A 13,451-nucleotide genomic window follows, 5' to 3' on the forward strand; every position below is an offset into this window, starting at 1 on the left:
AAAAAAACATACTGCCTACTCCCCACTGAGACTGCCTATTGCAGTTCCCACTCCTTGGTACACCGACTTGACCTTGTAGGTCTTTTTGTGTTGGGATTCAAAGTATGTTCGGACGATTATTTCCGCGATGATCCCCGTCGTAATCAGCTGAATCCCGCCAAGGATCAGGATAAAACCCAAGATCATAATCGGTCTGCCCCAGATGTCCTCGCCCAGAATTTTCAAAATCAGGAGATACAAGCTGATCAACGATCCCAGCATCAGGGAAATCAGTCCCAGTCCCCCGAAAAGATGGATCGGCCGCTGAAAGTATTTTTGGAAAAACAGCATGAGGATCAGATCCGACATCACTTTGAAGGTCCGGCTCAATCCATATTTCGATTCTCCGTGGATCCTTGGGTGGTGTTTGACGTCCACTTCAGTCATCTTCGCCCCCTGTTGCTTGGCAAGCACTGGGATAAATCGGTGCAATTCCCCGTACAGCCCCATGTTCTGAGCGATGTCTGCCTTATAGACCCGAAGCGTACAGCCATAATCTTTCAGGTAAACTTTGGTTGTATTTCGGATCACCCAGTTGGCGATTTTGGATGGGATTTTTCTTAGCACAAAGCCGTCCTTGCGATTGGCCCGGCGGCCTGCGACCACATCCCAATCTTCGTCTATCGCCTTTTGCAGCATCACCGGGATATCCGTCGGATCGTTTTGGAGATCCCCGTCCATGGTGGCAATGTACTCACCAGTAGCCATGTCGATCCCGGCGGCCAGGGCTGTGGTCTGTCCATAGTTTCTGTTGAAAATGATCAGCTTGGTGCGGTCGTTTGCAAATTTCTTGACCTCTGAGACCGTTCGGTCGGTCGAGCCATCCTCGATCAGAATCACTTCGTACTCGATTTCGGACAGCGCCGCATAGGTGGCTTCCAGTAGGGGTTTGATGTTTTCCTCCTCATTGTAAACGGTGATGACAACGGAAATCAACGGCTTGGTCATGAGCTAAAATTTCCCCAAAAGTAGCCCATTTTACCTTCGGGGACAAAATTTAAGAGGCGAGACAGCCGCCATCCAACCGCGTCAATAGGAATCCGGGATAAAGGGCTGATAGGAACGGAGGTTTTTCCAGACCTGGATTTTGACCTTCCTGACCGGATATTCTCCGAAATAGGGCACAAAAGTCTCCTCATAGAGCAGACTGTCAAAGGTCGCACGGCCTTCCATACTCTCGTGGTTCATGCTCACGAATACGCCGACATTTCCCTTGTTCTGATACTGACTCATGTCTTCCCAGAGATCGAACTGATTTTTGCGGGAGCCCATGTTCATCACGTAGCTTTGAGGATGCCCCGCAAGGTAAAACGAAAGCTCCGATGACGTATGGTAGGAGTCCGAAAAGTAGAACTCGTTTTCCAAGTCCAGACTGTCTTTCAAGAAATCCAAGCGCTTTGCCAGCGTATGGTGCCCACTCAGGCGATTGAGTGCTTTCTGCTCGCCTCTTTCTATCGCGGGGATGGACTTCAGCCCGGAGAAATCCGGCAGCAAAAAAATCACCGGAATGCCAATGCTCAGCATGATGGCCCCCTTCGCGTACCTCCTCCAAGCCTTGGACTGTCGCACGATCCAAGCTCCTAAAATAACCGAGAAACCAGTGTATGCAAAGACCGGCCAATTGACCTCGGTTCGTTTTAGAAAACTAAGAGCGGCAAAAGCCGAAAATGTTACCAATCCAGGCAAGATCAGATAGATGGATGATTTCTCTTTGACTTTGAAAATTTCCAAAAAACAAAGGATCCAAGCAGGCAACAAAAACACGGAAATGATCGCCAATTGTCCTGAGAAGTATTCCAAAAACCACTTGAGGCTATTCCCAAAATCAAAAGGCTTGGACTCGCCACCACCCGCCCCGCCAAGGGTGGCAAGGTGCTTGAACGTATCGAAGTTGTTCTCCCAGTTCCAAATCAGGGCGGGTATAAACCCGAGCAAACTGAGCCCAACGAAGAGTATAAAGTTGCCTTTTTGAGCCTTCATCTTCTTGGCGAAAAGCAGATAGATAAATACCGTTGGCAGAAGCAGGATCATGACCACCTTTGCCATCAATCCCATCGATGTGGCGAGGCCGGCCCAAATCCACAACCGTTTTTCGCCCTCACATATGGCCCGAAAGGCAAGATATGTCCCCAGCGCCCAAAAGAAAGTGAGGGAAGAATCAGTCATGTGAAAAGTCGAAGCCAGCCACCAGACCGGCATCGCCTGCATCACCATAGCCGCCCAGAAGCCAGTTTTCCTGTCGTACAAATAGGCACCAAATAGAAAAGTAACCCATGAGATCCCCACGCCAGCCAAAATCGCATTGATCCTGACACCGAGTTCGGTATTTCCGAAAACAGAGGTACTGAGGAAGTTCAGCACCGCTACCAGGGGGGGCTTGGAGTAATAGTGCCAGTCCAGATTTTGCGACCAGAGCCAGTACTGGGCTTCTTCGGTAAACAGGTTGACTTCCGGGCGGAGGGTAAAAAGGATCTTCACGATTGCCAACAAGAGCGTGATGGTCCAAAAGCCTAGGGTGTAGCGGGATTCTGATTTCATGCGGGAAAGCAAAAATAAAAAAGCCCCCAGTTTCCCAGAGGCTTTCATCTATTTATTTGTCCGTTTTACTGTTTGACCAGTACGACTTTCTCCTTGTGTTTCTTGATTTGGCGTCTCAATCCCTCGATTGATTCGTCTGCTGCTGCCTCGAACGAGTCGGCTTGATGTTTGGCAAAAAACTGCTTTCCGGGCACATTGAGCTTGATCTCAACTATCTTGTTTTCATTTTTTTCGTTTTTATCGAGCCTCATAAAAACCTCTCCATCGATAATCCTATCATAAAAGGTGTCCAGTTTGTCAGCCTTTTTCTGAATAAAGTCGATCAGTTTGATATCCGCGTCAAAGTGGATGGAGTGCATCTGCAGTTTCATAGCGATTTGCATTTAAGTGGTTGAACAATTGATTTATTTACGCTTTGGGATGTGCCTGTTCAAACACAGCCTTCAGTTTTTCCATTGAATTGTGCGTGTAGACCTGGGTGGCAGCCAAGCTGGCGTGGCCCAGCAAATCTTTGACAGCATTGAGGTCCGCTCCCTTATTGAGCAGGTGTGTGGCAAAAGTGTGCCTGAGCAAATGGGGACTGCGCCGAGTGGTTTGGGCAAAAAGATCCAGATAATGTCTAACAATCCGATATATCATCATAGAATAGGCTTGTTCACCCCGATTGCTCGTAATAAAGTACTCATTCCCCCCAATTTTTGAAAACCTTTCCTCAAATACTTTTCTGTACAAAATGATATTCTGCTTTAGCTTTCTTGTAAGAGGGATTATCCTCTCTTTGCTGCGTTTTCCCAAAACTTTTACCTGATCCTCTACCAAGTTTAGGTCTCTCCACCTAAGCGAGGTGAGTTCCGAAAGCCGGACCCCGGTAAGGTACAGAAACTCCATCACCATCCTGTCCCGCTGTCCTTCAAAATTGGCTTCGTAAACGCTTTCTTCTAATACGGACTCGATGATATTTTCTTGTACAAACTCGGGCAGTTTCTTCGGGTTTTTAAGGGATTTTAACTTGTATGTAGGATCCTGGGAGACCAGTCTTGACCTAAGCAAAAACTTGAAAAACGATCTTAGCGTGGCGATTTTGCGGTTTACGGTGGTGGTACTTAGCCCCTGCTCCACCAAGTCAATGACCCATGCCCGCAACTCCGAATGGGTACAGCCTTCCAGGGAATTTATTTCAAACGACAGCTGCACAAAGTCCCGGACCTGCTCCAGATCCTTCCGATAGGCTACGACGGTGTGCGGACTGCTTCTTTTCTCGTACTCGAGATAGTTGATGAAGGAATCTATCATTGCTTGGCGTGATAGGAGGCTATTCTGCCAGTGAAGAACGGTCCCACTCCCTGCCGTCTGAAAGACGCATGCTTGAAAACGGAAGTGGTCAATCCAATAGCCTCGAGAGAAGTATTAAACCTGTTTGTATTGAAGCTGCTATCCATATTACTGAAAAGATAACGGAAAAAAGGAAAGTCTTGGCTGACAAAAATCACAGGAGTATAAAAACAAAAACGCACTTGCCTGAGGGACAAGTGCGTCTGTATGGGGAATCAATTCTGATTACTTCATCTCTTCGTTGCGAAGTTGTTGTTTGTAAGCAGCCTTGATGACCTGTGCTCTTCTTACGACAGAAGGTTTCGTGAACGCCTGACGCGCTCTGAGTTCGCGAACCGCACCGGTTTTGTCAAACTTCTTTTTAAAACGCTTCAGCGCTTTTTCGATGGATTCGTTCTCTTTTACGTTTACAATGATCATAGTATACACCTCCTTTCGGGGGGCAAAGGTATGCAAGACAATTGAAAAACAATACGATTCAGAAGAAATTGTGGCGAAAAGCTTCTGACTCGGGACGAGCGGACAAACACTTTTTTCTGCTCCACGGCGGTTTTCGTCCGGATAAACAAAACTCCGGCAAGTTTAAATCGAAAAAATTCCCTCCAACCAATCTTTTAGATAAAACTATTGCCCTTTTAGGTTTATTCCGCTCTCCACTATTAGCTACCTCACTTTGTTTCATGAAAAAATCATTTTTTACGATGTCCAGCATCCTGTTAATGCTGGCTCTGTTGCTTGGATGCCAAAGGGAAAACTCCCAAAAAATCCAATTTGGTGTTTCCCAGGGAGTGATGAATGCAATGGATTTTTCCCCGCTCGGAATACAGAAGGGAGATCCAGTCGACTCACTCCTGCTCTACACGCGCTCTGGAGATCCACTAAAGATGGATTTTAAAAAGCATGAGAAAGCTATCCTTTTGATTTCCGGAAGCTATACATGCGATATCACCCGAGGAAACATGGAAGACATTCAGAGCCTTTTCCGGGAGTTTGGATCCACTGTCGACATCTATCTAGTCAATACCCTAGAAGCTCATCCTGACGATTCGCCTAGTCCATATTCAGCCGAGCCAGAGGTTTGGCTGGCAGCGTCCAATCTGCGCGACAGCATCTCGGCTCCCCAACCAAAGACTATGGGCGAGAGGATTCGATTGGCAGATCAATGGATCAAGGAATCCAATATCCAAATCCCAGTGCTTTTGGACGGGCCCGAGAACAGGTTTTGGAATTTCGCAGGTCAAGCTCCCAATATGGCAGTGTTGGTAGAAAATGGAATCGTTGTTTTGAAGCAGCCGTGGTTCGATTACGAAAGAATGTGTGAAACACTCACGGAATGAATATGAGGAATATTCTTTTCCAAAAGTTGAAAAGTAGGGCGGATAACCTAGTTTTGGGCTCCATTCCCAGTAATTACTATGAAATCCCTTTCTTATTGGTCAAAGCGCCTCGCGGCACTCGCGGCTTTGGCATTGCTAAGCCTCCACTTCAACCCTCTTTTTGCACAGGAAAATCCCGAGAAAATGGATTGGTTTCAACAAGCCAAACTGGGGATCTTTATCCATTGGGGGATTTACTCTGTTAACGGAATCGACGAGTCCTGGTCATTTTTCAACGACTACATCCGGTACGAAGACTACATGAAGCAGACAGCCGGATTCACCGCGGCAAACTACGATCCACAAAAATGGGCCAAGCTGATCAAAGAAAGCGGGGCCAAGTATGCCGTGCTTACGGCCAAGCACCACGACGGAGTTGCGCTATGGGATACACAAGCCAGCGATCTGTCTGTAGTAAAAAAGACCCCAGCAGGCAAGGATCTAGTGGGGCCGTTCATGCAGGCGCTGGAGGATCAAGGTTTGAAAAAAGGAATCTATTTTTCCGTCTTGGACTGGTCCCATCCCGACTATGACCGAAAAACGCGAGAGGCATTTCGCTACAAAAATGATCCCCAGCGATTCAAAAAATTTACCGACTTCAACTTTGCTCAGCTGACCGAGCTTTCCACCCAATTCAAGCCAGACCTCTATTGGTTTGATGGTGATTGGGAGCACAAGCCAGAGGAGTGGAGAAGCGCCGAGCTGAAGAAAAAGCTGCTGGGCTACAACCCCAACCTGATCATCAACTCCCGACTCGGCCCGGGCTTCGGCGATTATGCCACTCCAGAGCAGGGTGTTCCGGTTTCCCGGCCGAAGGAATCCTATTGGGAGCTGTGCATGACCATGAACAACAGCTGGGGCTATCAAGGCAACGACCACCAGTACAAGTCACCGAGTGAGCTTCTTCGGATCTTTGTGGACTGCCTGCACATGGGGGGAAATCTCCTGCTGGACTTTGGGCCAAAGCCAGACGGATCCATCCCAGTGGAAGCTGAAAACATCCTCAAAGAATTTGGCCGATGGACCTCCAAGCATGAGTCGGCGATCTACAATACCCAGGCGGGCATTCCAGACGGGCACGTATACGCTCCAACTGCGCTCTCCCCTGACAAAACCATCCTCTACATCTACCTAGACTACAAGGTAAATGAATCCTTGGCGATCAAAGGACTGAAAAACAAAATCCAGCGTGTCTGGGTAGTGGGCAACGGTACCAAGCTCCAGTCTAGGGAAGTCGGCAAGATGTATTGGAGTGCAGTGCCTGGCATGAAGTACATCGACATTCCAGAACATGTCTATGACAAGGACATCACGGTATTGGCAGTCTTGCTGGACGGCCCAGTCGATCTCTACCGGGAACACGGGCAGGTCATCGAAAGCAACTAGAATGGATCACAACCTTTCAAACTAAAGCCCGAGGCTCCTCAGATCCTCGGGCTTTTGATTTCGACACGGAACTCCCGCGGGTTAGTCCGACACCACCTTGTAGGTAGGATCTTCGATCACATTCACGTCGATGACCTCCTCTGCGTTTTTGATCAATTGCCTGCAATCTGGGCTGAGGTGTTTTAAATGAACCGTTTTCCCGACCTTATGATAGCGGTCCGTGATCTTGTTCAAGGCTTCAATCGCGGACATGTCGACCACCCTGCTTTCCGCAAAATCAACGATTACGCTATCTGGATCAGTAAGCACCTCAAATTTCTCATTGAAAGCAGCTACTGAGCCAAAAAAAAGTGGCCCGTAAATCTCATAGTGCTTTACCCCCTGCTCATCGACATACTTTCTTGCGCGGATGCGCTTGGCATTGTCCCAAGCAAAAACCAGCGCCGCAATCACGACCCCAATCGCCACCGCCAAAGCTAAATTGTGGAGAACCGCCGTGACCAAGGTGACCAATACCATCACAAACACATCCGATTTGGGGAATTTCGTAAAAGTCTTCAGGCTTGCCCACTCGAAAGTCCCAATGGACACCATAATCATCAGTCCTGTGAGTGCAGCCATGGGAACCTTCTCAATCAATGTCGAGCCAAACATCACAAAAACCAATAACATCACTGAGGCTACAATTCCGGATAGCCGAGCCCTGGCGCCGTTGGACACGTTGATCAGGCTTTGGCCAATCATCGCGCAGCCCCCCATTCCGGAAAAAAGTCCTGAAAGAATATTGGCGGTACCCTGAGCAACCGCCTCTTTGTTTCCTCGACCCCGGGTTTCGGTAATTTCATCCACAATGTTCAGTGTCAACAAACTTTCGATCAACCCGACTCCCGCGACAATGACGGAAAATGGCAAAATCGTGAGGAGCGTCTCCCAAGTAAACGGGACGCTAGGAATATGGAAAGGTGGAAACCCGCCTTGTATGGAAGCCATATCACCCACTGTTTTGGTGTCAATTTTCAGAAGATAAACCAGTCCAAAAACCACCAAAATCGCGGTGAGTGAAGCTGGGACAATCTTGGTCAGCTTAGGTAAGCCCCAAATGATCAGCATCGTCAGCAGCACCAATCCCAGCAAGACATAGAGTGCGCTACCTGTAAGCCAATTCCCAGAAGCATCCTTAAATTGGTCTAGCTGGGACATGAAGATGATAATGGCGAGACCATTGACAAAACCGAAAATAACCGGATGGGGAACCAGACGTATCAGTTTGCCCAATCTAAGAGCGCCAGCAGCCACCTGAAGAACCCCGGCCAAGACGACGGTAGCGAAGACATATTCAACCCCGTGGCTTTTGACCAAAGTCACCAAAACCACCGCCACTGCTCCCGTAGCTCCGCTAATCATCCCCGGCCGGCCACCGAAAATGGAGGTAACCAAGCCCATCATAAAAGCAGCATACAGTCCAGTGAGTGGTGACAACCCGGCAATCATCGCAAAAGCAACCGCCTCGGGAACGAGCGCTAATGCGACCGTCAGCCCTGACAAAACTTCGGTCTTATAGTCGACCTTCTGCGACAGGTCAAATAGATTCAAGTATTGGTTCATTAGAAAGTCCCGGATTCGGGATCGGTTTTTTGAAAGAAATATATAGTGGCCGATATCCCAAAGTGTCACCAAGAACGGCCACGAAACGTACTAAAGGGCCCCAAAATTAGATTTTTAAAAACGAAACGCCAACCAACCCCCAACTCACAACTATCCAAGGGCCTGGCCTTGGCAGTGGTAGGAAACAGTGTCTATCCCTCGTTTTACTAGCCAAAAAAAAGGCTGCGCCAGAAGCGCAGCCTTGAAAGATCTCCGGAAGCCCGGCTATTTCACCAAATCTCGGGTCTTGATCATATGGCCTACGGAGATGTACATCATGGTACTTTGGGTAGGCGTGTAGACAACCCCCGGCTCATTGACGGATTGATTGTCAGTCTTCAGAAAGTCCGTCAAATAATACTTAAACCTAAAATAACTCCCTTTTTTCGACTTAAACTCTGCAAAGACCGAAGGCAGATAGATATTTGTCCGATCGCTAAACCAAATGTTGGTTTTGCTTTTTTCGTCATTCACATATTTTTTCTGCTTATAGTTGATTGCAAACTCGTTGTCAATTCCCGCTGCGAGCAGATTGCCCTTCATGTCCCCAAACTTGAAAGCAATTGGTATCCCGAGCGTATAGACGCGTTGCTTCATGCGGATGGAGTCGTTGAGATCGGTGATGATACCCACGTTTCGGGAAGCTAGGCCGGTATAAAATCCGGTTTTTTCATTGAAGTCCCGATGAAGCAACAATCCAATGTTGATAAAAGGTGTAAAACGTGCGATATTCTTCGTTTCCAGTCCTGTGGCTTCTACGCTTCCCCAAGAAAGGATAGTCTCGGATGCGGACACCACATACCAGGGACTCGTACTGGGTGCGGTCTGGGCAAAAGCCAGATTTCCTGCCAAAAACAATAGGCACACTAAAGCTATTTTTTTCATGCTGTAAAGAATTTAGAATAAAAGTGAATCGGTTTAGATACTAGAAAGATAAGTATTTTCCGACCTAGAAATATGCCCTATATCCAAGCAAAGATCATTTTTCTTTTCGGAGCCAAACGTACATTTCATTCGGGCCTCTATTTGCCCAAGTGTAATATGGAATTGCCGTAGCCGAAACCGACTCTGAGGCGACCTCTCCAGAAAGCTTGATCGCCCGAATGTGCTCGTCCAGCACTTGGGTCTCCACCACTTCAAATTCCACCTTTTTCGGCACGACCAACTCCGATAGCGAAGCCCCATTGTCGGCCCCTTCGACGCAGTAAACCAATGGTCCGCGCTGTATCGCTATCTTGTCGGTATTGGCGAGAACTTCCGGTCTGGATTTGATTTCTTTCACTTCCATCGGCATTTTGTATGTAATCTGGTCGCCTGCCTTCCACTGCCTTTCGAGTACTGCATAGCCATTTTCCACCTCAAAATCCGCTGGTTCACCATTCACAAAAACAAGAAGATCGGACGTATTCTCCTCCAAAAACCGATAAAGCTCACCTGGGACAGGTTCTCCCCTAACCCAGCCAGGAATACGAAGATGGATTGCAAACTCCGTGGCTTTTGCGGGCTTAAGCTGCAGGGATACTTTTCCGTCCCAGGGAAAATCCGTTTCCATCTCCACGGCCACCTTGGTTCCCGACAGCTCAAACTCAGTCTGGTTTCCGATAAAAAGATTCACCCAAAGCGCAGATTCGTTTTTGACATAGATGTAGTCTCCGACGGATGCGACCAGGCGGGATATGTTGGAAGGGCAGCAGGCAGTGCCGAACCATTCCTTTCGGCTATGCTGGCCGGATGAGGCTAGGGGGTTGCCATAGAAAAAATGGTCTCCTGTCAAACTCAGCCCATCCAACGAAGCATTGTAGAGACTGCGCTCGAGCACGTCGATATACTGAGCCTGTCCTTCGAGCAGATTCATGCGCTGATTCCAGAAGACCATCCCCACGGACGCACAGGTTTCGCTGTACGCATTTTCGTTTGGAAGGTCATAGTCGACGGAAAAGCCCTCGTTGCTTCCCGATGAGCCAATGCCACCCGTAATGTACATGTTGCGATACACCACGTCTTCCCACACCGTCTTCATGGCATTCATGTATCCGGGATCGTTTTGGTTCGCAGCCACATCGGCGGCCCCGGTGTAGAGGTACATCGCACGTACCGCGTGCCCAGTGATTTCCTTCTGTTCCTTTACAGGAACTCCATCTTGGGCATAGTCTGGTCCCCATTCGGCCTTGTCCCATATCGCGCCCCTCCCCAAACCTCTTCCCCGCTGGTCAAGAAACCAGTCTGCCAGATCCAAATAGCGCTTTTCCCCGGTGGCTTTGTAGAGCTTCACCAGCGCCAGCTCAATCTCCTCGTGCCCGGTCACCCAAGGACGATCTGCTTGACGAAACTGGCGATCGATATGATCTGCCATGCGACTTGCCACATCGAGCAATGTCCTTTTTCCGGTGGCCTGAAAGTAGGCAACCCCCGCTTCCATCAGATGGCCAGCACAATAGGCTTCGTGCTTTTCCATATCAGTCCATCGCTGTTGCAGGCCGGTCAGTGAGTAATAGGTATTGAGGTAACCATCCGCCTCCTGTGCAGCGGCTATCTTTTCAATCCACTCGTCAGCTTTCGCCTCCAGCTCTGCATCGGGAAAGTTCTGCAGGGAATAGGCTATGGCTTCGAGCAGCTTATACACGTCGCTGTCGTCATAGTAGATCCCCTCGTGTTCTTCCCCTTGCTTTCTGGCCGCTTTCTCAAAATTCCGGATACGACCTGTCTTAACCTCCGTCTGGTAGATCGCCGCGGGGAGGGACTTTTCGGCGACCTTTTCCAACTTAGGTTTCCAAAATGCATCCGTGATCTGGATCTCCGAGAAACTGTGGACCTGAAGTGGCAGTTGCCCTTGCCAGGCGGAAAGAGTCTGACTGGATATCAAAAAAACCACTAGAAGCAACCTAAGTTTCATGGCGATGCATTTTTCTAAAAATAGGGAATCACAAACACCATGTCCCTATCCTTTTGAAAAATTTGCCAAGGATCCATCTTTCCATGAAAGTATGGGAGGTCTTTCCGACAGGAAGTCCTATTTTGGCTAACCCTGACCTCCACTTCAATTTTTGTCCAGTTCCCATGAAAAAGCACCTTCTCGTAATCGTATGCTTGTTTTTTTTCTCCGCAAAAAGTCCGGCCCCTTCGACCTGGGTCGCGATAGGAGACTCGATCACCTACCTGAATGATCATCAAGACGAAACGGGCAACAGGATCAGTAAGGGCTATCTAACCCTGATCGGGGAAAAATTTCCCGAGCTCGAGATCGTCAACAAAGGATATAATGGCTGGACGGCGGTGAAGATTGCCCAGGAATTTGACAAGCTGGAAATCCCGCGGGCTGACATTTACAGCATATTCCTGGGAACCAATGACTGGTGGGGAGGAAAGCCGCTTGGCGCCTACTCTGACTTCCAAAACGCAACTGGGCACGAAACTCTAAATGGAGCCTTTCGCGTGATGATCGACAAGATCCGCCTCCTCAATCCAGATGCAAAAATCATCCTGATCACCCCCATGCAGCGCGTCGACTTCGTCTACATCAATAATCCCAAAAACAATGCATTTGGATCCTATCGGGAAAAAAATGGCCAGAAGCTAGAGGACTTTGCTGACGCGATCAAAGCAATCGGTGTCCAAGAAGGGCTGCCTGTAGCGGATCTATACCATCAAAAAGACATGGGACTTGCCGACTTGGTGAAATACAAATGGCTCAAAAATCCCGAGACCGGCAAATACCAAAAGTACCGCTATCCTGACTTTGTCGGTGTGCCCTTTGATCCGGAAAAAGATGAATACCCTTATCCTCCAAAGACTGTGGCGATCACCTACGATGGACTGCACCCCTCGGACAAGGGATACCAAATCATAGCGAAGGAACTGCTTCCGATTTTTGAAAGTATCCTGAAATAGGGCTCAGTCCGTACCAAAGCACATTGGGGAGATGCGACAAATTTCCACCCACGCGATTTTACTTAATCTGTACTAGGGTATAGTGGTAATTGTTTGCGTTTGTTTTTTGTTATTTTAGGATTCGCGCTGCATGCTTCCAGCGTGGAGCAGTATCCTGAACCAATTTCTTTTTCTCAATACCTACTGAATTTTTAACAGAAATGCCATGAAAGCAAAACCAAAACAATCTCGTTATTTAACCTTGGTTCTCATCCTGGGATTAATCGCTGCCTGCACCCCACCTGCGGAGAAAACGGCCGAACCCACGTCAATTGTTGAAGCCGATCCCCTTCCGTCCTGGAATGACGGCCCGCGAAAGGAAGCGATCATCAGCTTCGTGGAAGACGTGACCGACAGCGCCAGTCCCAATTTCATTCCCGTGGCGGACCGTATCGCCACCTTTGACAACGACGGCACGCTCTGGTCGGAGCAACCGATCTACTTTCAGTTCTTCTTTGCCTTGGACAGGGTAAAAGCTCTTGCGGCGGAACACCCGGAATGGAAAAACAAACAGCCATACAAAGCTGTCTTGGAAAACGACATGCCCACGCTCATGCAGCAAGGGGAACATGGGCTTCTTGAAATCGTAATGTCAACCCATGCCGGAAATACCACAGACGAATTTGACAGCCTAGTGAGAAGTTGGATTGACACTGCTCAGCATCCGGTAAAAAAAAGGCGCTACACCGAGCTGGTATTCCAGCCTATGTTGGAGCTACTCGACTTTCTGAGAGCGAATGATTTCAAAACCTTTATAGTCTCTGGCGGTGGGATAGAATTCATGCGTCCTTGGGTGGAAGGGGTCTACGGAATTCCAAAAGACCAAGTAGTCGGCAGCAGCATCCAAACTGAATACGACTACAACAACGGCAAGCCCATAATCAAGCGACTGGCCAAGATCGACCTGATCGATGACAAAGAAGGAAAGCCCATAGGGATCAACCGATACATCGGTCGCAAGCCCGTCTTCGCTGCAGGTAACTCCGACGGTGACCTTCAGATGCTCCGCTGGACAGACGCCAACCCCTTGATGAGCTTCCAACTCTATATCCATCATACCGACTCCCTCCGTGAGTGGGCATATGACAGGGATTCCCATATCGGAAAATTTGACATTGGGCTAGATGAAGCAATAGAAAAAGGCTGGACGGTGATCGATATGCAAACCGACTGGAAAATCATCTACCCCTTCGAGAAAAACCAATAAGT

General features: G+C 48.5%; 12 protein-coding genes. 4 read left to right on the forward strand and 8 right to left on the reverse strand.

Annotated features, from left to right (window positions below):
• Positions 1-15 precede the first annotated feature (15 nt).
• The 5 genes from J0A67_RS14060 to rpsU all read right to left on the reverse strand — a co-directional run bounded on the left by J0A67_RS14060 (position 16) and on the right by rpsU (position 4,329).
• Complete coding sequence (locus J0A67_RS14060; RefSeq protein WP_206569997.1) at positions 16-987, reverse strand: glycosyltransferase family 2 protein; 972 nt, start codon at positions 985-987, stop codon at positions 16-18.
• A gap of 81 nt (positions 988-1,068) precedes the next feature.
• Complete coding sequence (locus tag J0A67_RS14065) at positions 1,069-2,625, reverse strand: ArnT family glycosyltransferase (protein ID WP_241265198.1); 1,557 nt, start codon at positions 2,623-2,625, stop codon at positions 1,069-1,071.
• Between the two features lie 17 nt (positions 2,626-2,642).
• Positions 2,643-2,948, reverse strand: coding sequence for an HPF/RaiA family ribosome-associated protein (locus tag J0A67_RS14070; protein ID WP_206569998.1), 306 nt, complete (start codon positions 2,946-2,948; stop codon positions 2,643-2,645).
• Positions 2,949-2,985: 37 nt separating this feature from the next.
• Complete coding sequence (locus J0A67_RS14075; RefSeq protein ID WP_206569999.1) at positions 2,986-3,870, reverse strand: tyrosine-type recombinase/integrase; 885 nt, start codon at positions 3,868-3,870, stop codon at positions 2,986-2,988.
• Positions 3,871-4,134: 264 nt separating this feature from the next.
• Positions 4,135-4,329 (reverse strand): 30S ribosomal protein S21, encoded by a 195-nt coding sequence (gene rpsU / locus J0A67_RS14080; RefSeq protein WP_206570000.1) that lies wholly within the window; start codon positions 4,327-4,329, stop codon positions 4,135-4,137.
• A 260-nt stretch (positions 4,330-4,589) separates the two neighbouring features.
• Here rpsU and J0A67_RS14085 point away from each other — a divergent pair, with 260 nt between their 5' ends.
• A complete protein-coding gene (locus J0A67_RS14085; protein ID WP_206570001.1) occupies positions 4,590-5,246 on the forward strand; it encodes a thioredoxin domain-containing protein in 657 nt (218 codons plus the stop codon).
• A gap of 78 nt (positions 5,247-5,324) precedes the next feature.
• Positions 5,325-6,671 (forward strand): alpha-L-fucosidase, encoded by a 1,347-nt coding sequence (locus J0A67_RS14090; protein ID WP_206570002.1) that lies wholly within the window; start codon positions 5,325-5,327, stop codon positions 6,669-6,671.
• A gap of 81 nt (positions 6,672-6,752) precedes the next feature.
• On the opposite strand, the gene J0A67_RS14095 is transcribed toward J0A67_RS14090, so the two are convergent.
• The 3 genes from J0A67_RS14095 to J0A67_RS14105 form a co-directional block, all read right to left on the reverse strand.
• Positions 6,753-8,276 carry a SulP family inorganic anion transporter gene (locus J0A67_RS14095; RefSeq protein ID WP_206570003.1) on the reverse strand — a complete coding sequence of 508 codons (1,524 nt, stop codon included), beginning with the start codon at positions 8,274-8,276 and terminating at the stop codon, positions 6,753-6,755.
• A gap of 264 nt (positions 8,277-8,540) precedes the next feature.
• Positions 8,541-9,200, reverse strand: coding sequence for a hypothetical protein (locus J0A67_RS14100; protein WP_206570004.1), 660 nt, complete (start codon positions 9,198-9,200; stop codon positions 8,541-8,543).
• A gap of 94 nt (positions 9,201-9,294) precedes the next feature.
• Positions 9,295-11,208 (reverse strand): glycoside hydrolase family 127 protein, encoded by a 1,914-nt coding sequence (locus tag J0A67_RS14105; protein WP_206570005.1) that lies wholly within the window; start codon positions 11,206-11,208, stop codon positions 9,295-9,297.
• 164 nt (positions 11,209-11,372) lie between these two features.
• On the opposite strand from J0A67_RS14105, the gene J0A67_RS14110 reads away from it, so the two are divergent.
• Positions 11,373-12,203, forward strand: coding sequence for an SGNH/GDSL hydrolase family protein (locus J0A67_RS14110; RefSeq protein ID WP_206570006.1), 831 nt, complete (start codon positions 11,373-11,375; stop codon positions 12,201-12,203).
• A 205-nt stretch (positions 12,204-12,408) separates the two neighbouring features.
• On the forward strand, positions 12,409-13,449 hold the full coding sequence (locus J0A67_RS14115; RefSeq protein WP_206570007.1) for an HAD family hydrolase: 1,041 nt from the start codon (positions 12,409-12,411) through the stop codon (positions 13,447-13,449).
• Positions 13,450-13,451: the final 2 nt, after the last annotated feature.

Origin of the sequence: Algoriphagus aestuariicola, assembly GCF_017254835.1 — a bacterium.
GTDB lineage: Bacteria > Bacteroidota > Bacteroidia > Cytophagales > Cyclobacteriaceae > Algoriphagus > Algoriphagus aestuariicola.

Coding starts and splice junctions, on each gene's coding strand:
- J0A67_RS14060 (WP_206569997.1), bottom strand. CDS start 987: ATGACCAAGCCGTTGATTTCCGTTGTCATCACCGTTTACAATGAGGAG.
- J0A67_RS14065 (WP_241265198.1), bottom strand. CDS start 2,625: ATGAAAGCCTCTGGGAAACTGGGGGCTTTTTTATTTTTGCTTTCCCGC.
- J0A67_RS14070 (WP_206569998.1), bottom strand. CDS start 2,948: ATGAAACTGCAGATGCACTCCATCCACTTTGACGCGGATATCAAACTG.
- J0A67_RS14075 (WP_206569999.1), bottom strand. CDS start 3,870: ATGATAGATTCCTTCATCAACTATCTCGAGTACGAGAAAAGAAGCAGT.
- rpsU (WP_206570000.1), bottom strand. CDS start 4,329: ATGATCATTGTAAACGTAAAAGAGAACGAATCCATCGAAAAAGCGCTG.
- J0A67_RS14085 (WP_206570001.1), top strand. CDS start 4,590: ATGAAAAAATCATTTTTTACGATGTCCAGCATCCTGTTAATGCTGGCT.
- J0A67_RS14090 (WP_206570002.1), top strand. CDS start 5,325: ATGAAATCCCTTTCTTATTGGTCAAAGCGCCTCGCGGCACTCGCGGCT.
- J0A67_RS14095 (WP_206570003.1), bottom strand. CDS start 8,276: ATGAACCAATACTTGAATCTATTTGACCTGTCGCAGAAGGTCGACTAT.
- J0A67_RS14100 (WP_206570004.1), bottom strand. CDS start 9,200: ATGAAAAAAATAGCTTTAGTGTGCCTATTGTTTTTGGCAGGAAATCTG.
- J0A67_RS14105 (WP_206570005.1), bottom strand. CDS start 11,208: ATGAAACTTAGGTTGCTTCTAGTGGTTTTTTTGATATCCAGTCAGACT.
- J0A67_RS14110 (WP_206570006.1), top strand. CDS start 11,373: ATGAAAAAGCACCTTCTCGTAATCGTATGCTTGTTTTTTTTCTCCGCA.
- J0A67_RS14115 (WP_206570007.1), top strand. CDS start 12,409: ATGAAAGCAAAACCAAAACAATCTCGTTATTTAACCTTGGTTCTCATC.